17 protein-coding genes and 2 tRNA genes are annotated in these 22,423 nt (G+C 32.6%); 14 read left to right on the top strand and 5 right to left on the bottom strand.

Features of this window, described 5'->3' with window-relative positions:
* Positions 1 to 63: 63 nt before the first annotated feature.
* From gcvP to VK164_RS00165, 10 genes are all read left to right on the top strand, one after another.
* Entirely contained in the window at positions 64 to 2,907 is a 2,844-nt protein-coding gene (gene gcvP / locus VK164_RS00210) for an aminomethyl-transferring glycine dehydrogenase (protein WP_324207434.1), read from the top strand.
* A 131-nt stretch (positions 2,908 to 3,038) separates the two neighbouring features.
* Positions 3,039 to 3,410 (top strand): group III truncated hemoglobin, encoded by a 372-nt coding sequence (locus VK164_RS00205; protein ID WP_324207433.1) that lies wholly within the window; start codon positions 3,039 to 3,041, stop codon positions 3,408 to 3,410.
* A gap of 134 nt (positions 3,411 to 3,544) precedes the next feature.
* Positions 3,545 to 4,603, top strand: a complete 1,059-nt coding sequence (locus tag VK164_RS00200; protein ID WP_324207432.1) for a ketoacyl-ACP synthase III — start codon at positions 3,545 to 3,547, stop codon at positions 4,601 to 4,603.
* A gap of 67 nt (positions 4,604 to 4,670) precedes the next feature.
* Positions 4,671 to 5,198 (top strand): methyltransferase, encoded by a 528-nt coding sequence (locus VK164_RS00195; protein ID WP_324207431.1) that lies wholly within the window; start codon positions 4,671 to 4,673, stop codon positions 5,196 to 5,198.
* Between the two features lie 28 nt (positions 5,199 to 5,226).
* Positions 5,227 to 6,075 (top strand): glycosyltransferase family A protein, encoded by an 849-nt coding sequence (locus tag VK164_RS00190; protein ID WP_324207430.1) that lies wholly within the window; start codon positions 5,227 to 5,229, stop codon positions 6,073 to 6,075.
* 92 nt (positions 6,076 to 6,167) lie between these two features.
* Entirely contained in the window at positions 6,168 to 7,040 is an 873-nt protein-coding gene (fabD, locus tag VK164_RS00185; RefSeq protein WP_324207429.1) for an ACP S-malonyltransferase, read from the top strand.
* 68 nt (positions 7,041 to 7,108) lie between these two features.
* Positions 7,109 to 7,363 (top strand): hypothetical protein, encoded by a 255-nt coding sequence (locus VK164_RS00180; protein ID WP_324207428.1) that lies wholly within the window; start codon positions 7,109 to 7,111, stop codon positions 7,361 to 7,363.
* Between the two features lie 120 nt (positions 7,364 to 7,483).
* On the top strand, positions 7,484 to 9,631 hold the full coding sequence (locus tag VK164_RS00175) for a S46 family peptidase (RefSeq protein ID WP_324207571.1): 2,148 nt from the start codon (positions 7,484 to 7,486) through the stop codon (positions 9,629 to 9,631).
* Positions 9,632 to 9,795: 164 nt separating this feature from the next.
* Positions 9,796 to 10,011 (top strand): hypothetical protein, encoded by a 216-nt coding sequence (locus tag VK164_RS00170; protein WP_166236409.1) that lies wholly within the window; start codon positions 9,796 to 9,798, stop codon positions 10,009 to 10,011.
* A 119-nt stretch (positions 10,012 to 10,130) separates the two neighbouring features.
* On the top strand, positions 10,131 to 10,349 hold the full coding sequence (locus tag VK164_RS00165; protein ID WP_324207427.1) for a hypothetical protein: 219 nt from the start codon (positions 10,131 to 10,133) through the stop codon (positions 10,347 to 10,349).
* Positions 10,350 to 10,402: 53 nt separating this feature from the next.
* Here the strand turns inward: VK164_RS00165 and VK164_RS00160 are convergent, their stop codons facing one another.
* The 4 genes from VK164_RS00160 to mutS all read right to left on the bottom strand — a co-directional run bounded on the left by VK164_RS00160 (position 10,403) and on the right by mutS (position 13,756).
* Positions 10,403 to 10,753 (bottom strand): YegP family protein, encoded by a 351-nt coding sequence (locus VK164_RS00160; RefSeq protein WP_324207426.1) that lies wholly within the window; start codon positions 10,751 to 10,753, stop codon positions 10,403 to 10,405.
* Positions 10,754 to 10,860: 107 nt separating this feature from the next.
* A tRNA-Leu gene (locus VK164_RS00155) sits at positions 10,861 to 10,946 on the bottom strand.
* 18 nt (positions 10,947 to 10,964) lie between these two features.
* A tRNA-Gly gene (locus VK164_RS00150) sits at positions 10,965 to 11,037 on the bottom strand.
* Positions 11,038 to 11,188: 151 nt separating this feature from the next.
* Positions 11,189 to 13,756, bottom strand: a complete 2,568-nt coding sequence (mutS, locus tag VK164_RS00145; RefSeq protein ID WP_324207570.1) for a DNA mismatch repair protein MutS — start codon at positions 13,754 to 13,756, stop codon at positions 11,189 to 11,191.
* A gap of 266 nt (positions 13,757 to 14,022) precedes the next feature.
* On the opposite strand from mutS, the gene VK164_RS00140 reads away from it, so the two are divergent.
* Both VK164_RS00140 and VK164_RS00135 read left to right on the top strand, forming a co-directional pair.
* Complete coding sequence (locus VK164_RS00140; RefSeq protein ID WP_324207425.1) at positions 14,023 to 14,559, top strand: RNA methyltransferase; 537 nt, start codon at positions 14,023 to 14,025, stop codon at positions 14,557 to 14,559.
* 35 nt (positions 14,560 to 14,594) lie between these two features.
* Positions 14,595 to 16,655: a T9SS type B sorting domain-containing protein gene (locus VK164_RS00135; protein ID WP_324207424.1), complete on the top strand. Its 2,061-nt coding sequence runs from the start codon at positions 14,595 to 14,597 to the stop codon at positions 16,653 to 16,655.
* Here the strand turns inward: VK164_RS00135 and folK are convergent.
* Positions 16,652 to 17,782 carry a 2-amino-4-hydroxy-6-hydroxymethyldihydropteridine diphosphokinase gene (gene folK / locus VK164_RS00130; RefSeq protein WP_324207423.1) on the bottom strand — a complete coding sequence of 377 codons (1,131 nt, stop codon included), beginning with the start codon at positions 17,780 to 17,782 and terminating at the stop codon, positions 16,652 to 16,654. The two genes, VK164_RS00135 and folK, sit on opposite strands and share 4 nt — an antisense overlap.
* Positions 17,783 to 17,896: 114 nt before the next feature.
* Here folK and sppA point away from each other — a divergent pair, with 114 nt between their 5' ends.
* Both sppA and VK164_RS00120 read left to right on the top strand, forming a co-directional pair.
* On the top strand, positions 17,897 to 19,663 hold the full coding sequence (sppA, locus tag VK164_RS00125; RefSeq protein ID WP_324207422.1) for a signal peptide peptidase SppA: 1,767 nt from the start codon (positions 17,897 to 17,899) through the stop codon (positions 19,661 to 19,663).
* A 143-nt stretch (positions 19,664 to 19,806) separates the two neighbouring features.
* Complete coding sequence (locus VK164_RS00120) at positions 19,807 to 22,410, top strand: AsmA-like C-terminal region-containing protein (RefSeq protein ID WP_324207421.1); 2,604 nt, start codon at positions 19,807 to 19,809, stop codon at positions 22,408 to 22,410.
* Positions 22,411 to 22,423: the final 13 nt, after the last annotated feature.

The following is a 22,423-nucleotide window of genomic DNA, read 5'->3' as shown; positions in this document are numbered from 1 at the left end:
GATTAATAATTACTTTTGTTGTCCAAAACAACACATAAAAACACTTATACATTTTATTAATAAATGAGAACAGACGCATTCGCTTTGAGACATTTAGGTCCACGTGAAACAGACTTAAATCACATGTTTAAAACCATTGGTGTAGACTCTTTGGACCAATTAATTTTTGAAACTATTCCTGATGATATTCGTTTAAAAAACGATTTAAATTTAGAAGCCCCAATGACAGAATATGAATATTTAAATCATATTCAAGAATTAGGACGAAAAAATAAAGTTTTCAAATCCTATATTGGCTTAGGTTATCATCCAGCAATTGTTCCTGCAGTAATTCAAAGAAATATTTTTGAAAATCCAGGATGGTACACTGCTTACACACCATACCAAGCAGAAATTGCACAAGGCCGTTTAGAAGCGATTTTAAATTTCCAAACCACAGTTATAGAACTAACTGGAATGGAAATTGCAAATGCATCATTATTAGACGAAGGAACTGCTGCTGCTGAAGCAATGGCGCTATTGTTAGATGTTCGTTCTCGTGATCAGAAAAAAAATAACGTTAACAAATTTTTTGTTTCTGAAGAAATTTTACCACAAACTCTTTCCGTATTACAAACGCGTGCTACACCTTTTGGAATTGAGTTAGTTGTTGGAAATCATGAAACTTTTGATTTCTCAAGTGACTATTTTGGAGCTATTTTACAATATCCAGGAAAATATGGTCAAGTTTATGACTATGCTGGTTTTATTGCAAAAGCAAAAACAAACGAAATTAAAGTTGCCGTTGCTGCGGATATTTTATCATTAGTAAAATTAACTCCTCCAGGTGAAATGGGTGCTGATGTTGTAGTGGGAACAACACAACGTTTTGGTATTCCAATGGGCTATGGTGGTCCTCACGCCGGATATTTTGCAACTAAAGAGGAATATAAACGCTCAATGCCTGGAAGAATTATTGGAGTTTCTATTGACGCAAACGGAAATCGTGCATTGCGTATGGCATTAGGTACTCGTGAGCAACATATTAAACGTGAAAAAGCAACTTCAAACATTTGTACTGCTCAAGTTTTACTAGCAGTTATGGCTGGAATGTATGCTGTATATCACGGACCAAAAGGATTACAATATATTGCTGATAAAGTACATGCTTCTGCAACAACAATAGCAGAAGCTTTAAATAAATTAGGTATTTACCAAACAAATTCTGCTTTCTTTGATACAATTTTAGTAAAAGCTGATGCTAACAAGGTAAAAGCAATTGCTGAGAAAAATGAAGTAAACTTCTTCTATCCAGATGCAGAAACGGTTTCGATTTCATTTAACGAAACAACTTCTGTAAACGACATCAACCAAATCATTGCCATTTTTGCTGAAGCTACTGGAAAAGAAAAAATTACAATTAGTCAATTAGCTAATGAAGTAATGGTTCCTGAAAACTTAGTAAGAAAATCAACTTTCTTACAACATGATGTATTTAATAATCATCATTCTGAAAGCCAATTGATGCGTTATATCAAAAAATTAGAGCGCAAAGATTTATCATTAAATCATTCGATGATTTCTTTAGGTTCTTGTACGATGAAATTAAATGCTGCTGCCGAAATGCTACCTTTATCAATGGCAAACTGGAACAGCATTCACCCTTTTGCTCCTGTTGAACAAGCTGAAGGCTATATTACAATGCTTAAAAAATTAGAGCAACAATTAAATGTGGTTACTGGTTTTACAGGTACAACATTACAACCAAATTCTGGCGCACAAGGTGAATATGCAGGTTTAATGGCCATTCGGGCATATCATCAATCTCGTGGAGACAATCACAGAACTGTTTGTTTAATTCCTTCCTCAGCTCATGGAACAAATCCAGCATCAGCAGCTATGGCAGGAATGGACATAATCGTAACAAAAACAACTCCAGAAGGAAATATTGATGTTGAAGATTTAAGAGCTAGAGCTATTGAGTTTAAAGATAAATTATCTTGCTTAATGGTAACTTACCCATCAACTCATGGCGTTTTTGAAAGCTCAATAATTGAAATTACAAACATTATTCACGAAAATGGTGGATTAGTATATATGGATGGTGCAAATATGAATGCCCAAGTTGGATTAACAAATCCAGCAACAATTGGTGCCGATGTTTGTCACTTAAACTTACACAAAACTTTCGCTATTCCTCACGGAGGAGGAGGACCTGGTGTTGGACCAATTTGTGTGAACGATAAATTAGTTCCGTTTTTACCAACAAATCCAGTAGTAAAAGTTGGTGGAGACAAAGCTATTACAGCGATTTCTTCAGCTCCATACGGATCAGCTTTAGTTTGTTTAATTTCTTATGGCTATATCTGTATGTTAGGTGCAGAAGGACTAACAAATGCAACAAAATACGCTATTCTAAATGCAAATTACATGAAAGCACGTTTACAAGAACATTATCCTGTTTTATATTCTGGTGAAATGGGACGTGCCGCACACGAAATGATTTTAGATTGTCGCGCATTTGAAGATAACGGCATTAAAGTCACTGATATTGCAAAACGCTTAATGGATTATGGATTCCACGCTCCTACTGTATCTTTCCCTGTGGCTGGAACTTTAATGATTGAACCAACAGAATCAGAAGATTTAGCAGAATTAGATCGTTTTTGCGATGCTTTAATTTCGATTCGTAAAGAAATTACTGCTTCATCAAAAGAAGACACTCAAAATATATTGAAAAATGCACCTCATACTTTAGCAATGGTAACAGCTGATGAATGGATTTATCCTTATACTAGAGAACAAGCTGCATTCCCATTAGCATATATAACAGAAAACAAATTCTGGCCAACAGTTCGTCGTGTTGATGAAGCATATGGAGATAGAAATTTAGTTTGTTCATGTGCTCCTATCGAAGCATATATGTAATTTATAATTAAAATTAGAAAAACTATAAAAAAGGTTTCAAGTTTATAACTTGAAACCTTTTGTTTTAAAATGATATTTATCAATAATACACACTATAGAAAATTGTAAATTTGAATTTTATTCTCAAGTAAATGAATGATATAGAAACAAGAGAAGACATTTTATTGATCATGCAAAAGTTTTATGACAAACTATTAGCCGATGATGCAATTAATTTTTTCTTCACTAAAATAACAACAGTTGACCAGCATTTAGAAGCTCATTTTGAAACATTGGTTACATTTTGGGAGCAATCCTTATTTTTAAAAGGTGGTTATTATAACAATATGTTTTCAATTCACAAAGAAGTACATGAAAAATCGGCTTTTACAAAAGAACATTATACTATTTGGTTAAATTATTTTTATACAACCATAGATGCATATTTTGTAGGTAAAAAAGCAGAGCAAATGAAAACACAAGCCTTAAGCATGGCAACTATAATGGAAATAAAATTTACATAAAAAAGCAATAAAAAAGTCAATTTCGTAATTTTTTAACTATAAATTGACGATTCGATAATTACTCCAAATAATTCCGTTGTTTTTATCTTATGTTAAGAAATAATTAATAATTTCGTTACACTAACCCAAATGTTATGAATATAAAAATAACTGGTTCTGGAAGTTATATTCCAACTGAAACAATATCCAATGTCGATTTTGCAAAACACTCATTTTTAAACGATGATGGAACTCCTTTTCCTTATCCAAATGATGTTGTTGCTGAAAAATTTTTAGAAATTACAGGAATTAGAGAACGAAAATATGTGTCAGATGATTTATGCACGTCTGACATTGCTTTTATTGCGGCAAAAAAAGCTATTGAAGATGCTAAAATAGATCCAGAAACTTTAGATTATATTATACTTGCACACAACTTTGGTGATGTAAAAAAAGGAGCTATTCAATCTGATATTTTACCTAGTTTAGCAACTCGTGTAAAACATCATTTACGAATTAAAAACCCAAAATGTGTAGCATATGATATACTTTTTGGTTGTCCTGGATGGGTTGAAGGAGTAATCCAGGCTTATGCATTTATTAAAGCTGGTATGGCAAAAAAATGCTTAGTTATAGGTGCTGAAACTCTGTCAAGAGTAGTCGATATACACGATAGAGATTCTATGATTTATTCTGATGGAGCTGGAGCAACAATAGTTGAAGCAACAGAAGAAGAAGGTGGAATGTTAGCACATGAAACAGCTACTTTTACATATGACGAAGCTTATTATTTATTCTTCGGAAATTCATTTAATAAAGACCATGATCCTGATGTGCGTTATATTAAAATGCACGGTAGAAAAATTTATGAGTTTGCATTAAGCCAAGTACCAAAAGCAATGGCTGCATGCATCGAAAAAAGCGGCGTAGATATTAGTAAAGTAAAAAAAGTATTGATTCATCAAGCCAATGAAAAAATGGATGAAGCTATTATTCATCGCTTTTTTAAACAATATAAGCAAACTCCTCCAGAAGGTGTTATGCCAATGAGTATTCATAAATTAGGAAATTCAAGTGTAGCTACTGTTCCAACACTTTTTGATTTAATGATTAAAGGTCAATTAGAAAATCAAACCCTAGAAAAAGGAGATGTTATTGTATTTGCTTCAGTAGGTTCGGGTATGAATATTAATGCTATTGTCTATCAGATGTAAAAAAGTTGGAAGTTGGAAGTTGGAAGTTGGAAGAAAAAAGTAAATTTGTACACCAATTTTCATTACAATGTACGAAAAAACATATCCTAGCAAGCGATTCAATATTACTTTAGATTTTCTAAAAAAACATATTTCTACAAACGAAACCATATTAGATTTAGGAGTTCCAAATCCTTTTTCTAAAATTATGGTGGAAAACAATTACAAAGTAATCAATACTAAAGGAGAAGATGTTGACAACAATCAATCTGCATTACAAGCAGAAGATTATTCTGTTTTTACAGCTTTTGAAATTTTTGAGCATCTATTAAATCCTTACACTGTTTTACAAAGTGTAAAGGCGGATAAAATTTTAATTTCAATTCCTCTTCGTTTATGGTTTTCTCCAGCTTATAGAAGCAAAACAGATATGTGGGATAGGCATTATCATGAATTTGAAGATTGGCAGTTAGACTGGTTGTTAGAAAAAACAGGGTTTAAAATTATTGATAGCACAAAATTTACTCACCCTGTAAAAAAGATTGGATTTAGACCTTTGTTAAGATGTTTTACACCAAGATATTATTTGGTTTACGCTGAAAGACAAAAAAGATAAAACAACACAGAAAAGCAGATTTTATCTAATGAAATACTACATCATAATTCCTGCCTACAACGAAGAAGAATTTATGGCATTGACTTTACAATCTTTGGTAGAACAAACCGTTTTGCCTTCAAAAGTTGTGGTAGTGAATGACAATTCAACTGATAAAACTCCAGAAATTGTTTTAACTTTCGCCGAAAAACATCCTTTTATCACTTTAGTAAACAAAAAATCGGATGCAATTCATTTACCTGGAAGCAAAGTAATTCAAGCATTTCATGAAGGAGAAAAACACATTGATGATAATTATGATATCATTGTAAAGGTTGATGCTGATTTAATTTTTCCAGCAAATTATTTCGAAACTATCATTAACCATTTCAAATCTGATGAAACAATTGGCATGGTGGGCGGTTTTTGCTACATCGAGAAAAACAACGATTGGATATTAGAAAACTTAACCGATAAAGACCACATCCGCGGTGCTTTAAAAGCATATCGAAAAGAAACTTTCAAACAAATTGGAGGCTTAAAACCTGCAATGGGATGGGACACCGTTGATGAATTGTTGAGTAAATTCTATAATTGGAAAGTAGTTACAGATGAAAGTTTACATGTAAAACACCTAAAACCTACAGGAGCCAGTTACAACAAAGCGGCAAGATATAAACAAGGCGAAGCGTTTTATAGTTTAGGTTATGGATTTCTCATTACTACAATTTCATCATTAAAACTAGCCATGCGCAAAGGAAAGCCATTACTATTTATCGATTATTTAATGGGTTTTTGGAAAGCAAAATCATCTGGAAAGCCTTTATTTGTTAACAATGATCAAGCTAAATTTTTCAGAAAATATCGTTGGAAAAAAATAAAAGAAAAATTATTCTAAAATTATATATTTACAAAAAACACTATTTTTGTTATTGTTTTAATGTTGAATTACGACTATTAAACAATAATTTAAACTTTTAAACTAAATTTATGAAAGCATACGTATTCCCAGGACAAGGAGCACAATTTACTGGAATGGGCAAAGATTTATATGAAAATTCAGCTGTAGCCAAAGAATTATTTGAAAAAGCTAACGAAATATTAGGTTTTCGAATTACTGATATTATGTTTGAAGGAACAGCTGAAGAACTAAAAGAAACTAAGGTCACACAACCAGCCGTTTTTTTACATTCAGTAATTTTAGCCAAAACATTAGAAGATTTCAAACCAGAAATGGTTGCAGGACATTCATTAGGAGAATTTTCTGCTTTAGTTGCAAATGGTGCATTATCTTTTGAAGATGGATTAAAACTGGTTTCTCAAAGAGCTATAGCAATGCAAAAAGCTTGTGAAATAAAACCTTCAACTATGGCAGCTGTTTTAAATTTAGACGACAATATTGTGGAAGATATATGTGCTTCTATCGATGGCGTTGTGGTGGCAGCTAACTATAACTGTCCGGGACAATTAGTTATTTCTGGAGAATATAAAGCAGTAGAATTAGCCTGCGAAAAAATGAAAGAAGCTGGTGCAAAACGTGCATTAATTTTACCTGTTGGAGGAGCTTTTCATTCACCTATGATGGAACCAGCAAGAGAAGAATTGGCTGCAGCTATTGAAGCAACTACTTTTTCAACTCCCATTTGCCCTGTGTATCAAAATGTAACTGCAAGTGCAGTTTCAGATGCAAATGAAATCAAGAAAAACTTAATTATTCAATTAACTGCTCCTGTAAAATGGACGCAATCTGTAAATCAAATGATTGCTGATGGCGCTTCAAGCTTTACAGAAGTTGGACCAGGAAAAGTATTAGTAGGTTTAGTAAATAAAATCAACAAAGAAGTAACGACTATTTCCGCCTAATCTTGAATAACCAAGATACTATTTTGGCATTTATTTTGTGTTAATCCTAGAAACTAAAAATATTTAATATGAAAAAAATAATTTTATCACTTGCCATTGCTGCATTAGTAATGTCTTGTAAAGAAGAAACTAAAGAAAAAGTAAAAGAAGCTTCAAAAGCAGTAGGTGCTGATATAAAACAAGCTGCAGATTCTGCAAAAGTAAAAGCAAAGAAAGTACTAGACTCATCAAAAGTAGGCGAAAAAGCAAAAGAAATTGTAGCCAAAGGCGCTGAAAAAGTCGAGGAAGGTGCTAAAAAAGTAAAAGAATCTGCTAAAAAATAATTTTAAATCCTCATGTAATTCATGAGGATTTTTTTTATTTCTGCACGTGTAGAACAAAATCTACAAAAATTGTATCTTGCAATCGATTTTAAATGCATTATGAAAAATAACAACTACATCATGAAATTTTTAAGAGTTCTACTTATTTTATTTGTTCTTCCAACATTTGCTCAACAAGGAGGTATGTGGATACCTAGTATGTTAAAAGGAATGAACGAATCAGAAATGAAAACACTTGGTATGAAATTATCTGCCGAAGAAGTGTATTCTGTAAACCAATCTAGTTTAAAAGACGCTATCGTTCACTTTGACGGTGGCTGCACATCTGAAATTATTTCTCCAAAAGGATTAATGCTAACCAATCATCATTGTGGCTATGATGCTATACAAAGTCATTCTACTGTAGAACACGATTATTTACAAGATGGTTTTTGGGCAAAAAACAATGCTGAAGAATTACCAAATCCCGGTATGGTTGCTACACTGATTATTAGCATTCATGATGTAACAAACGCTGTTTTGGAAGATGTTCTATCATCAAAATCTGAAGCAGAAAAACAAAAGAAAATTCAAGAAAATATAACTAAAATTCAAGCTACTTTTCCAAAAGAAAAATGGCAAGAAAACAGAATTAAAGTATTCTACGAAGGAAATCAATATTTATTATTTGTTACCGAAACATTTAAAGACATTCGATTAGTAGGAACACCTCCTTCATCAATTGGAAAATTTGGATCAGATACTGACAACTGGGTTTGGCCACGTCACACAGGTGATTTCTCGCTTTTCAGAATTTATGCCAACAAAGACAATAAACCTGCAGAATATGCCGCAGATAATATCCCTTATACACCAAAACACTTTTTACCAATATCTTTAGATGGAATTAGTGAAAATGATTTTACATTAGTTTTTGGTTTTCCTGGAAGAACTCAAGAATATTTACCTTCACATGCAGTTGAACAAATTGTAAATACTTTAAATCCAGCAAAAATTGAGATTCGTGATGCAGCTTTGAAAGTACAGGATGGCTTCATGCGAAAAGATAAGGCAATTAAAATTCAATATGCTTCAAAATATGCTAGCGTTGCTAACTATTGGAAAAAATGGATTGGAGAAAGCAAAGGATTAAAAAAATCAAATGCTGTAGCATTAAAACAAGATTTTGAAAAACAATTTTCAGAAAAAATAATTGCTCAAGGAAAACAAAATGAGTATGGTAATCTATTGACCGATTTTGATAAAAATTACAAAGCGATCAATGATTATGCACTTGCTAGAGATTATTTTGTAGAAGTAGTTTTAAGAAATACAGAATTATTAAGTTTAGGATTTAAAATATACCAATTAGAACAAGTATACAAAACAAAAGGAGAACAAGCTTTTACAGATCGTAAAAACAACTTTATAAAAGAATCTGAAGGATTTTATAAAGATTTTAGTGCAAAAGTAGATGAAAAAGTTTTTGAACAATTAATCGCTTTATATGGAACAAAGTCACCATTAGCACCAGAAGTATTAAAAAACAAAGATTATAAATCTTTGACAACTGAAGTATATTCAAAATCTAAATTAACTTCGTATAACACGCTTAAAAAGTTGTTTGAAGGAGATTCAAAAACAATTTTAAAAAGACTAAACAAAGACAAGGGCTATTTATTAGTTAAAGAATTAGCTGATAATTTCTACAAAAATATTTCACCTAAATATGATGAAATCAACTTACAAATTGCAGCATTACAACGCAATTATATGAAGGCTCAATTAGAACTTTTCCCTAATGCACGCTTTTTCCCAGACGCAAATAGCACTTTACGCGTAACCTATGGAAAAGTAAAAGGCTACAATCCAAGTGACGCTGTATATTATGAACCTGTAACTCATTTAGACGGAATTATTGAAAAATATATACCTGGGGATTATGAATTTGACGTTCCCGCAAAATTATTAGAACTAGAAAAAAACAAAGATTACGGAATCTATGCTGATGCATCAGGAAAAATGCCTGTATGTTTTATTGGAACAAACCACACAACTGGTGGGAATTCTGGAAGCCCAGCAATAGATGCAAACGGAAATTTAATTGGATTAAATTTTGACAGGGTATGGGAAGGTACTATGAGTGATATTAATTATGACCCTGAAATCTGTAGAAACATTATGGTTGACGCCAGATATGTACTATTCATAATTGACAAATTTGCAGGAGCAAGTCACTTATTAGACGAGATGAAATTAGTACATCCTAAAAAACAGACAGCCAAATAATTACAAAAAAAATATCAAAATAATAGTTTGGCACGAGATTTGAAATATAGCATTTCGGAATCCAAAGAAAAAAAATTAAAAAAATTTGTCTAAAAATATTTTGACATGTTAAAAAATTTATATCTTTGCTCCGAATTAATAATTAACCTTTATAATTTAGTAAGATGAAAAAAGTTGTTTTAAGTTTAGCAATCGTTGCTGCAATGTTCGTTTCTTGTAAAGAAAATGCTGCTGAAACTACAGAAGCTGTAGATTCAACTGTAGTTGAAACTCCTGCTGTTGAAGAAGCTCCTGCTGCTGATTCTACTGCTGTTGATAGCGCTGCTGCACCTGCTGCTGAAGCTGCTGCACCTGCTGCTGAAGCTGCACCTGCTAAGTAATTTATTGCTGACAGAAAAAATTAAGCTCCACAAGGTGGGGCTTTTTTTTAACAATATAAAAAAAGCAGAATAGTGAAAGTCTATTCAAAACAAAATTTTAACCTTTTATAATTAAAAAAATGAAAAAAATTGTATTAAGTTTAGCAGTTGTTGCTGCTATGTTCGTTTCTTGTAAAGAAGCTGCTGAAAACACTGAAGCTGCTGCTGACTCAACTGTTGTTGAAGCTCCTGCTGCTGATTCTACTGCTGTAACTGCTGATTCTACTGCTGTTGATAGCGCTGCTGCACCTGCTGCTGAAGCTGCTGCACCTGCTGCTGAAGCTGCACCTGCTAAGTAATTAGTTACTCACAGAAAAAAACAAAACCCTGCATTGCAGGGTTTTTTTTATTATTACAAGGTCCCAAATATATCTTCAGCAGATGAAAAATCCAAAAATTCTGCTTTATCAGCATATTTAATTATTTCATCAATCCCTTTTTGAAGTAACAACTGAGTAGTATATCTTCGGCTTACCGCTATCTCGTGTTCATCCAATATCAATCGAAAAAAGAACTTACCACTAGAAGATTTAAAACGCATAAAAACACATCTATCCAAAGAACTTTTGAGTAGCCCTATTTGATCTTCACATTCAAATCGCAATTCAAAATCGTTACTTGTGAAAATCGTTTTGCCTTTTCTTGAAACAAATTCATATTTATAAGCCCCACTTAATCGTTGTGCGATTACAAATGTTCCCATATAGATGTTATTGATTATTTGTAAGAATTTTTTAAAGATAATAGAAAATTCTATACTAAAGAATTTTAGAAACAAAAAAAGCTTCAAACATAGTTTGAAGCTTTTTGTACTCAAGGCGGGACTTGAACCCGCACGGGCATTACTACCCACTGGATTTTAAGTCCAGCGTGTCTACCAATTCCACCACTCGAGCAAATATTTTTGGTAGTAGAGCGAAAAACGGGGTTCGAACCCGCGACCTCGACCTTGGCAAGGTCGCGCTCTACCAACTGAGCTATTTTCGCGTTTCGTTTCGTTATCTCTTAAAGAACGTTGCTATACTTGTTCCGTATTGCGAGTGCAAATATAGTACATATTTTTATTCTTGCAAGCACTTTTAGAATAAAAATTAAATCTTTTTTATAACCTTTTGATAACTAATTATTTATTTTGAAATTATTTTTTAACCAACATTCTTTTTATTTCATTTAACTTCATCAATGCTTCCACTGGCGTTAATGTGTTGATGTCAATACTCATGATTTCTTCTTTAATATCTTCCAAAAGCGGGTCGTCTAAATTAAAGAAACTCAATTGCAATTCATCATTAGCCGATTTAATTCCGGATAATTCTTCACTAGAATGTCTTTTTTCCAATTGTTTCAATAATTTTTGTGCTTTTTGAATCACAATTTGAGGCATTCCAGCCATTTTTGCTACGTGAATACCAAAACTATGCGCACTTCCACCTTTTACTAATTTACGAATGAATAAAACCGTATCTTTTAATTCCTTTACCGAAACATTAAAATTCTGAATTCTGTCAAACGTAACTTCCATTTCGTTTAATTCATGATAATGCGTGGCGAAAAGAGTTTTCGGTTTGTTTGGATGTTCATGCAAATATTCTGAAATAGCCCAAGCAATCGAAATTCCGTCATAGGTTGAAGTTCCTCGTCCAATTTCATCTAACAACACCAAACTTCTTTCCGAAATGTTATTCAAAATCGAAGCGGTTTCGTTCATTTCTACCATAAAGGTAGATTCGCCCATCGAAATATTATCACTTGCTCCTACTCTGGTGAAAATTTTATCTACTACACCCATTCGGACGCTTTCTGCTGGAACAAAACTTCCCATTTGGGCCATCAACACAATTAAAGCGGTTTGACGCAAAATTGCAGATTTACCCGACATATTCGGGCCAGTAATCATTATAATTTGTTGGGTTTCCCTATCCAAATACACATCATTCGAAATATACGGTACACCAACAGGTAATTGCTTTTCAATTACAGGATGACGCCCTTCTTTAATTTCCAAATCAAAACTTTCATCTAAATCAGGACAAACATATCTATTATCAATCGCTAATTGCGTGAAAGAAGTCAAACAATCTAGCTGCGCAATTAAATTAGCATTCAATTGAACATGTTTAATATATGTTGCAATCCAATTCACTAATTGTTCAAACAATTGTGTTTCTAACTGATGTATTTTCTCTTCGGCACCTAAAATTTTAGATTCGTATTCCTTTAATTCTTCCGTAATATATCGCTCTGCATTCACTAAGGTTTGCTTACGAATCCATTCGGCTGGAACTTTATCTTTATGTGTATTTCGAACTTCAATATAATAACCAAAAACGTTATTGAACGAAACTTTCAAGGAAGGAATTCCCGAAGCAGCACTTTCTCTTTGCTCTAATTCTTCCAAATATCCTTTCCCAGTGGATGAAATCGCACGTAATTCATCTAATTCCGAATGAACTCCAACGGCAATTGCGTTTCCTTTATTAACACTTACTGGTGCATCTTCTTGAATGGTCGTTTTGATTTTTTCGCGTAACAATTCACAAGCATGTAAACTATCCCCTATAACTCGCAACGCTTCGTTATCACTACTCAAAGCCAATGTTTTTATCGGAATAATCGCATCTAACGAATCTTTCAAGAAATTGACTTCTCTTGGCGAAATTTTTCCTGTTGCCACTTTTGAAATCAAACGTTCTAAATCGGAAATTTGTTTGATTTGATATTGAATTTGCTGTAAAACTTCTGGATTGGTTTTCAAATACGAAATCACTTCATGACGACTTCTAATTTTTGAAACATCTTTTAATGGAAGTGCTAACCAACGTTTCAACAGCCTTGCTCCCATTGGTGAAAGCGTTTTGTCAATCACATCTATAAGCGTTACTGCATTTGGATTATAACTGTGATACAATTCTAAATTTCGAATCGTAAATTTATCCATCCAAACGTAAGCATCTTCAGCAATACGTTGAATGTTTGTGATATGTTGGATTTTATTATGTTGTGTTTCCGACAAATAATACAAAATCGCACCCGAAGCAATCAAACCATCGGTTAATTCTTCTACGCCAAAGCCTTTTAACGAATTGGTTTGAAAGTGTTTGGTCAAACTTTCTAACGCATAATCATCTTTATACACCCAATCTTCTAAAAAGAAGGTATGAAAATCGTCTCCAAAAACCAAATTAAACTGATTTTTAAATTGTTTCGGAATTAAAATTTCACTTGGTCGGAAGTTTTGTAATAGTTTATCAATGTATTCTTCATTGCCTTGCGAAACCAAAAATTCACCCGTAGAAACGTCCAAAAAAGCAACACCAAGTGATTTTTTACCAAAATGAACAGATGCTAAAAAGTTATTTGACTTGGATTGCAACACCTCATCATTCATCGAAACTCCAGGCGTAACTAATTCCGTAACACCACGTTTTACGATAGTTTTAGTCATTTTTGGATCTTCTAATTGGTCGCAAATCGCTACTCGAAGTCCAGCTTTAACTAACTTAGGTAAATACGTATTGATTGAATGATGTGGAAATCCTGCCAAAGCAGTCTCGGTTTCAGAACCAGCACCACGCTTGGTTAAGGTAATCCCTAAAATTTGTGATGCGCGCACAGCATCTTCTCCAAAAGTTTCATAAAAATCGCCCACACGAAATAACAAACACGCATCGGGATATTTGTTTTTTATCTCGTTGTATTGTTTCATTAAAGGCGTTTCCTTTGGTGTTTTATCGGGAGTTGCTGCAGATTTCTTAGCCACAATTTAAAATTTTAAGTATGATTGCGAAGGTAAGAAAATAAAGTATTAAGATAAAAGAATTAAGTAGCAAGACTAAAATCTAAAATTTTTAACGTAAAGAAGTTAAGTTTTTCGCAAAGACCGAAAAAACTTTTATATCTTAAATGAGTTATATATTTAAAATGTGACATTGACAAATTGCCTAATTGCGACATTTCCCTTATTTTTGCCACATGAGAAAATTAGCCAACGCTGAATTAGAACGCAAAAACATCATCGAGTTTAAAGAAGCTCAAAAAACACCTATTATTGTAATCTTAGACGATATTAGAAGTTTACATAATATTGGTTCGGTTTTTAGAACTTCGGATGCTTTTTTGATTGAGAAAATTTATTTGTGTGGTATTACGGCTACTCCGCCAAACAAAGAAATTCACAAAACAGCTCTTGGTGCTACTGAAACTGTAACTTGGGAACACAAAAAAGATGTTTTAGAGGTGGTGAATCAATTGAAATCGGAAAATGTAAAAGTATATTCGGTAGAACAAACTGAAAATGCAGTTATGTTAGATAACTTTAAACCAGAAATCAATACAAAATATGCCTTAATTTTTGGAAACGAAGTAAAAGGCGTTTCGCAAGAGGCCATTAATTTAAGCAATGGAGTAATTGAAATTCCGCAATTGGGCAGCAAACATTCGTTGAATATTTCGGTGAGTGCTGGAATTGTGATTTGGGATTTATTTCAAAAAATAATCACAAAAAAATAGTTTTTTTAATTTAGCGTTTGCGGTATCTTTACGGAATGATTACTATTAAAAATTTATTCTTAACCCTACTCTTGTTATCAAGTATTGTTTATTCACAAAATATTGCTCCAGTTTTAACCGCTACTGGAAATCAAATATATTGTCCTCAAAGTTCATTGCCAATAGTTACAAATATGTCAATTATTGACCCTGATGATATTGGTATTCAGGCAATGTATGTTCAAATATCCTCGGGATATGTTTTAGGACAAGACACTTTAACTTTAACAGGCGTTCATCCCACAATAACCACATCTTGGAACGCAACAGAAGGAAAGTTAACATTAAGCGGTGTGAGTGGAAACCCTACTTACTTGGAATTTACTGCCGCTATTGAAGCAATTGTCTTTTCAAACACTTCAATAAATCCAAACGGTCAACGTGTTTTTTCAATTACAGTTGGACAAGCCAATTACTTAGAATCAACCGATCATTATTATCAATATATCCCAAATACTGGAATTAGTTGGTTAAATGCAAAAAATGCTGCAGCTTCCTCAACTTATTATGGACTACAAGGCTATTTGGCAACGATAACGTCTATGGATGAAGTTCAAATTTCTGGAATTCAAGCTTCTGGAGCAGGATGGATTGGAGGAACTGATGAAGAAACTGAAGGTGTTTGGAAATGGGCGTCAGGACCCGAAGCAGGAACTATTTTTTGGAATGGAGGTATAAATGGAAGTACTCCTAACTTCTCTTTTTGGAATACCAACGAACCAAACAATCAAGGTGATGAAGATTATGCTCATGTTACTGCTCCAGGCGTCGGTCAACCTGGCTCATGGAATGATTTGAGTTTAACGGGAGCTACTAGTGGAAATTATCAGCCTAAAGGTTATATTGTAGAATATGGTGGAATGCCAGGAGACCCTGTTTTACATATTTCAACTACTGCTACAATTACAATTCCTCAAATTACAAGTTTTACAAATTCCTCAAATTGTGGAAATGGAACTGTGACACTTCAAGCTTCAGCCAACACAGGAAGCGTTAATTGGTATGCTAATTCGACTGGAGGTATTCCAGTTTTTACTGGAAACACATTTACTACTCCTATTCTAAACACTACCACTAACTATTATGTAGACGCATTCCCAATAGGTTGTTCAACAGGAACCAGAACCATGATTACAGCTACGATAAACGAAATACCTACTACCTCTTTCATACAGCCAAATCCTATTTGTCAAAATACAAGTACAACAATAAATGCTACTTCAACTATTGGAACAATAAATTGGTATGCTTCTCCAACAAGTACGTCGCTTTTATTTAGCGGAAATTCTTTTACAACTCCAATTTTAAATACAACCACTACCTATTATTTTGAAGCAGACAATAACGGCTGTCTTTCAAATCGAACCGCTGTTACTATTGATGTTCAACCTATCCCAACTGTATTTGATGAAAACATATCTTTCTGTGAAAACACTTCCGCTCAATTGCAATCTAGGATTAGTAGTGCAACTTATTTGTGGTCAACTGGTGAAACAAGTCAAAATATAACTGTTGTTGCAGCAGGAAATTATTCGGTTGTAATAACCAATGGTTTCGGTTGTAGCGCTACAAAGAATTTTTTGGTAACTACCAACCCAATCCCCGAAATAGATTCCATTAAGGTGCAAATGGATGGAATTACCATTAACACTACAAATTCAGGAAATTTTCTTTATTCTATTGATGGTACAAATTTTTATTCTTCTAACTTTTTTTCAATAACAAATGGCGGATTATACAGTGCTTATGTAAAAGACTTTTACGATTGTGGCATTGACATTCAATCTTTTATATTTATTTCAACACCTACATTTTTCACTCCAAACAACGACGGAAACAATGATTTTTGGTTTGTAAAAGGCACTCAGTTTTTTCCCAATGCAAAAACTTACATTTTTGATAGATATGGAAAACTGCTAACAACGCTACACACAAACAACATTTTATGGGATGGAAGTTTTAATAATGAAAAAATGCCAGCTGCAGATTATTGGTTTTCAACTGAAATACCAGAAACGAATCAAATCATCAAAGGTCATTTTTCATTATTACGCTAATTTATTTTTTTATGTATTTTTTGCAACAAAAAAACATAATCTTCTTGCTTTTTTACAAAGTCTAAATCAGAAACATCAATTATCAATACATTCAAATCGGTTTGAGTTTTGATATAGTCTAAATAGCCTTGATTTATTTTCTCCAAATAATCAGCTGGAATTTCTTGTTCATAGCTTCTGCCACGCTTTTTGATGTTTTCTAAAAGTCGTTCAGTGTTTTGATACAAATACACGTACAAATCAGGCTTAGGCATTTCTTTGTGAATGATGTCGAACATCGTTTTGTACAAACGAAATTCATCCTCCTGAAGCGTAACTTTAGCAAAAATTAATGATTTAAATATATGATAATCAGCTACCACAAAGTCTTTGAACAAATCAAACTGCGCTAAATCATCCGATAATTGTTGGTACCTATCAGCTAAAAAAGACATTTCTAAAGGAAAAGCATAGCGACTTTGGTCTTTGTAAAATTTTGGTAAAAAAGGATTATCAGCAAATCGCTCTAAAACTAATTTTGCATTGCAATCTTCAGCTAATTTTGATGCTAATGTAGTTTTTCCTGCACCAATATTTCCTTCAATAGCAATGTAATTGAATTGTTGTAATTCTAATTGTTCAATTGGCGAAACTATTGAATTTAAAACTTTTATTTCGCTTTTATCTTCTGTTAAAACTAACAATTGAGCCACAGATTTTTTTAGAACTGGATGTTCCCAATTTAATCCTAAATCCAACATGGGTTGTAATACAAACTTTCTATTTTGCATCAATGGATGTGGAACTTGTAAGGTTTCTGTCGAGATAATTTCTTCATCAAAAGCGATGATATCTACATCTATAATACGGGCTTGATAACCTTGTTCATTTACTCGGACTCTTCCTAATTTTTTTTCAACTTTTAAAACCTGGTTCAAAATTTTTTGAGCTGATTTTGATGTGTGAATTAAAATTGCACAATTATAAAAAGGTTCACTTTCAAAACCCCAAGCAGGTGTTTCATAAATTTTGGAAACTTTAACCACAACAGCTACTTCATTATGAATCAAATCAATACAAGACTTAATCGTTTCTAATCGATTGCCTTGATTACTTCCTAATGATAAAATGACTTGATGTTGACTCATATTGGCAAAATAACAAACTATTTTAGACTTATAATTTACCTTTTCAGTTTTTTTATGAACATGTAACAATTTTATTCATTTTACTACTTATAGATAATTAATAAATAAATTGAAATGAGATTTTTAGGAAATGTATTAGCAACTATTGTTGGGATATTTATTTTTTGTATGATTTTCTTCTTCGGAATAATCATAATTGGTGCTATTGCAGGAAGTGGCGAAGATACTGTTAAGATAAAAGAAAATTCAGTGATTGAATTAGACTTATCAAAAGTATCATTAGACTATGCTGGAAAAACAAATTATAAAGACTTCAATTATTTTGAAGCACATCATGATGGTGTTACCGATATTTTAAATGCAATTGAAGCTGCAAAAGCAGATGATAAAATCAAAGGGATTTCTATTTTAAACAATCAATCACAATTAGGTTTAGCACAAAGCAAATCTGTTCGTGATAAATTAGAAGAATTTAAAAAATCAGGAAAATTTGTGTATGCCTATGCCAACTATTACACACAAGGTGAATACTATTTGAATTCTGTAGCTGATCAAGTGTATTTAAATCCTGTTGGAGAAGTAGATTTCAAAGGATTATCCTCAGAAATTTTATACATGAAAGATTTGCAAGAAAAATCAGGTATTAAATTTGAAGTGATTCGTCATGGGAAATATAAAAGTGCTGTAGAACCTTTTTTAGCACAAGAAATGAGTCCTGAAAATCGCGAGCAAATGACCGTTTTATTGAATTCGGTTTGGGGAACAATCGTTTCAGATATTGCAAAAAGTAGAAACCTTACAGTTGCACAACTTGATGCTATTGCAAATACATTAGGTGCAAGAACACCTGAATTAGCTTTAGCAAATAAATTAGTTGACAAAGTAGCTTATGAAGACGAATATCACAATGCAATTAGAACAAAATTAAAAGTTGATAAAAAAGAAAAATACAACATTGTAAGCATCACAGATTATGCTAAAACAGCAGCGACATCTGTTGAAGATTATTCAAAAGATGATATTATTGCTGTGATTTATGCTCAAGGTGAAATTGCTGGTGGCGAAGGTGATGTAAACGTTATTGGTGAAGGTTCAATCAAACGTTCATTAGAAGATGCGCGTAACGATGATGATGTAAAAGCGATTGTATTGCGAGTGAATAGTCCTGGAGGTAGTGCTTTAACTTCTGAATTAATATGGAGAGAAATTGAAATCACTAAAAAAGTTAAACCTGTTGTGGTTTCTATGGGTAATTATGCTGCTTCTGGCGGTTATTATATTTCAACCAATGCAGATAGAATTTTTGCAGAACCAAACACAATTACAGGATCTATAGGCGTTTTTGGAATGTTACCAAACATGAACCAATTAGGAAAAAACATTGGAATTAATGCTGAACAAGTAAAAACACATGAAAACGCAAGCGGCTATAGTATCTTTGAACCAATAGACGAAAACTTCAAAGGATATGTGTTAGAAAGCATAGAAAAAACATATACTACTTTCTTAAAACGCGTAGCAGATGGAAGAAAAATGACAACATCTCAAGTAGACGCTATTGCTCAAGGAAGAGTATGGACTGGCGTTGACGCGCACAAATTAGGCTTGGTAGATGAAATTGGAGGCCTAGAAGATGCTATTAAATATGCTGCTAAATTAGGAAAAACTACATCATACAGAACAGAGAACTTTCCTGAATATGAAAAAAACTTTGAAGATTTATTAGCAAATTTCACTGGAATGGCAATGTTCAAAACCAAAGAACAACTTTTAAAAGAACAGTTAGGCGAAGAAGGTTTCCAAATGTTAGAACAAATCAAACGCGTAAAAAGCAGAAAAGGAGTTCAAGCAATGATGCCTTATGAAATCAGTATCAAGTAATTAAAATAATAAATTGTTTCTAATCCCAAAAGCATTTCGTTTTTGGGATTTTTTTTAAGTTTCACATAAAATTAGTACTTATTTATATAATTGGTATTAATTTTGTGTCATACAATTCATCCTACACTTCAAAAATTACAATTATGTTGAAAAAAATCTTAAAAGGAACTGGAATATTCCTATTAGTAACCATCATAGCATTGGCAGCAGCACCATTCTTGTTTAAAGACAAAATCAAAGCAATGATTGCCAAAACATTGAATGAAAACGTAAATGCAACCATAGCCTTTGAAGATGTTGATTTAAGTCTTTTCAAAAGTTTCCCTCAAGCAAATGTTTCAATAGAAAAATTAAGCATTATAACAAAAGCTCCTTTTGAAAACGATACACTTTTATATGCTGGAGAAACTAATTTAACCATGAGCGTTAAAGAGCTTTTTAAAGGTGATGGTGAAGCTATGAATTTAGAAAGTTTTAGTACTATTAACGGAATTGTAAACATCATTTTCAATAAAGATGGCGTTGGTAATTTTGACATCGCACTAAAAGAAGAAACCGATAAAAAATCATCTGACAGTAAACCTTTTGCCTTAAACATTCAAAACTATGAAGTTGAAAATTTAAAATTCACTTATCTAGATGAAGGTTCAAAAATGAAAATGGTTTTAGATAGCATTAATCACGAAGGAAAAGGAAATTTTGCTGCCCAAAAATTAGATTTAGAAACTAAAACTACAGCAAAACTATCTTTTGATATGGATAAAATGAACTATATGAACAATGTATCCATTTCATTAGATGCCATTTTAGGAATTGATTTAGAAAAAAGCAAATATGAATTCAAAGACAACAAAGCCTTAATTAATCAGCTACCGTTAGAATTCAACGGATTTATCCAAATGGTGGAAACAGGTCAAGCCTATGATTTAACTTTTAAAACACCAACTTCTGATTTTAAAAATTTCTTGGGATTAATTCCTGCAGCATATTCTGGCGATATTAACAAAGTAAAAACAACAGGACAATTTTCAGTTGACGGAAAAGTAAAAGGAAATTTAACCGAAACTACTATTCCTGCATTTGATGTAAAAATTGCCTCAAGCAACGCATCTTTCCAGTATCCAGACTTACCAAAATCAGTTAAAAACATTGTAATTGACACACATATAGTGAACGAAACTGGCTTAATGAACGACACTTATGTTAATTTACATAATTTATCATTTGCTATTGATCAAGATGTTTTTAATGCAAAAGCAACTATTAAAAACATAGCAGAAAATGCGCTTGTTGATGCCGAATTAAAAGGAACCATAAATTTAGCAAATGTCACCAAAGCCTATCCTGTAAAATTAGACAAGCCTTTAACTGGAATTTTAAAAGCCAATGTTAAGACAAAATTTGACATGAAATCGGTAGAAACGAGTCAGTATCAAAACATTCAAAATTCAGGATTAGTTAGTTTAACTGGTTTTAATTATGAAGGCCCAGAAATGGCAAAACCATTCAAAATTAATCAAGCAGCAGTTGCATTCAATCCTAGTCAAATTCGTCTAAATCAATTTGATGCAAAAACTGGAACTTCTGATTTACAAGTAACAGGAACTTTAGATAACTTTTATGGTTTTGTATTCAAAAATCAAATCCTAAAAGGAAACTTCACAATGAGTGCCAATAAATTAGTTGTTTCAGATTTTATGGCTCCAACTACAACCACTAATAATGAAGGCAAGAAAACAACAGAAGCTGTAAAAATCCCTTCTTTTTTAGATTGTAGTATTACGGCAAAAGCAAAAACAGTCATCTATGACAATTTAAACCTACAAAATGTTTCTGGTAATATGGTTATCAGAGATGAGGCTGTATCCTTAAATAATTTAAAAATGAGCATTTTTGGAGGAAACATTGGATTAACCGGAACGGTTTCAACCAAAGGAAAAACGCCAACTTTTAATATGAATTTAGGCTTAGACAAAGTCAATATTGCGGAATCATTTACGCAATTAGATATGTTAAAATCTATTGCTCCTATTGCTGGTGTAGTTAACGGAAAAATTAATTCTACAATAAAACTGTCGGGTGATTTACAACAAGATATGACACCTAATTTAAAAACGATATCAGGTGATTTATTCGGACAACTATTATCTACAACAATAAATGAGAAAAACTCAGAATTACTAACACAATTGAGTTCTAAAGTTAAATTTATTGATATGAGTAAGGTAAATTTAAACGATGTAAAAGCGGCATTATCCTTTAAAGAAGGAAAAGTAAACGTTAAACCGTTTGACATAAAATATCAAGATATTACAGTAAATGTAGGTGGAACGCACGGTTTTGATCAGAGCATGAATTACAATTTAAAATTTGATGTCCCTGCAAAATATATGGGAACAGAAGTTAATAATTTAATTGCAAAACTCACACCTGCTGATCAAAAGAAAATTGAAAATGTTCCTGTAAATGCGGTACTTGGAGGCAACTTTAAACAACCCAAAATCACTACCGACATGAAACAAGCCACTACTAGCTTGGCCACTCAACTAGTAAAAATGCAAAAAGACAAGTATATTAACCAAGGAACAACAGCGTTAGGTAATTTATTAGGCGGAACTAAAGGTAATACATCTGGAACGAATACTGCAACAGATACAACAAAACCCAAAACAACTCCTAAAGAAGAAATTAAGACCAAAGCAACTGATGCATTAAATGGTTGGCTTAAAAAGAAGAAAAAAGAATAAATTCGAAATAAAA

Source organism: Flavobacterium sp., from assembly GCF_035299005.1.
GTDB lineage: Bacteria > Bacteroidota > Bacteroidia > Flavobacteriales > Flavobacteriaceae > Flavobacterium.
Note: the sequence above shows the minus strand (reverse complement) of the source record. Positions and strands in the feature narration are given on the sequence as shown.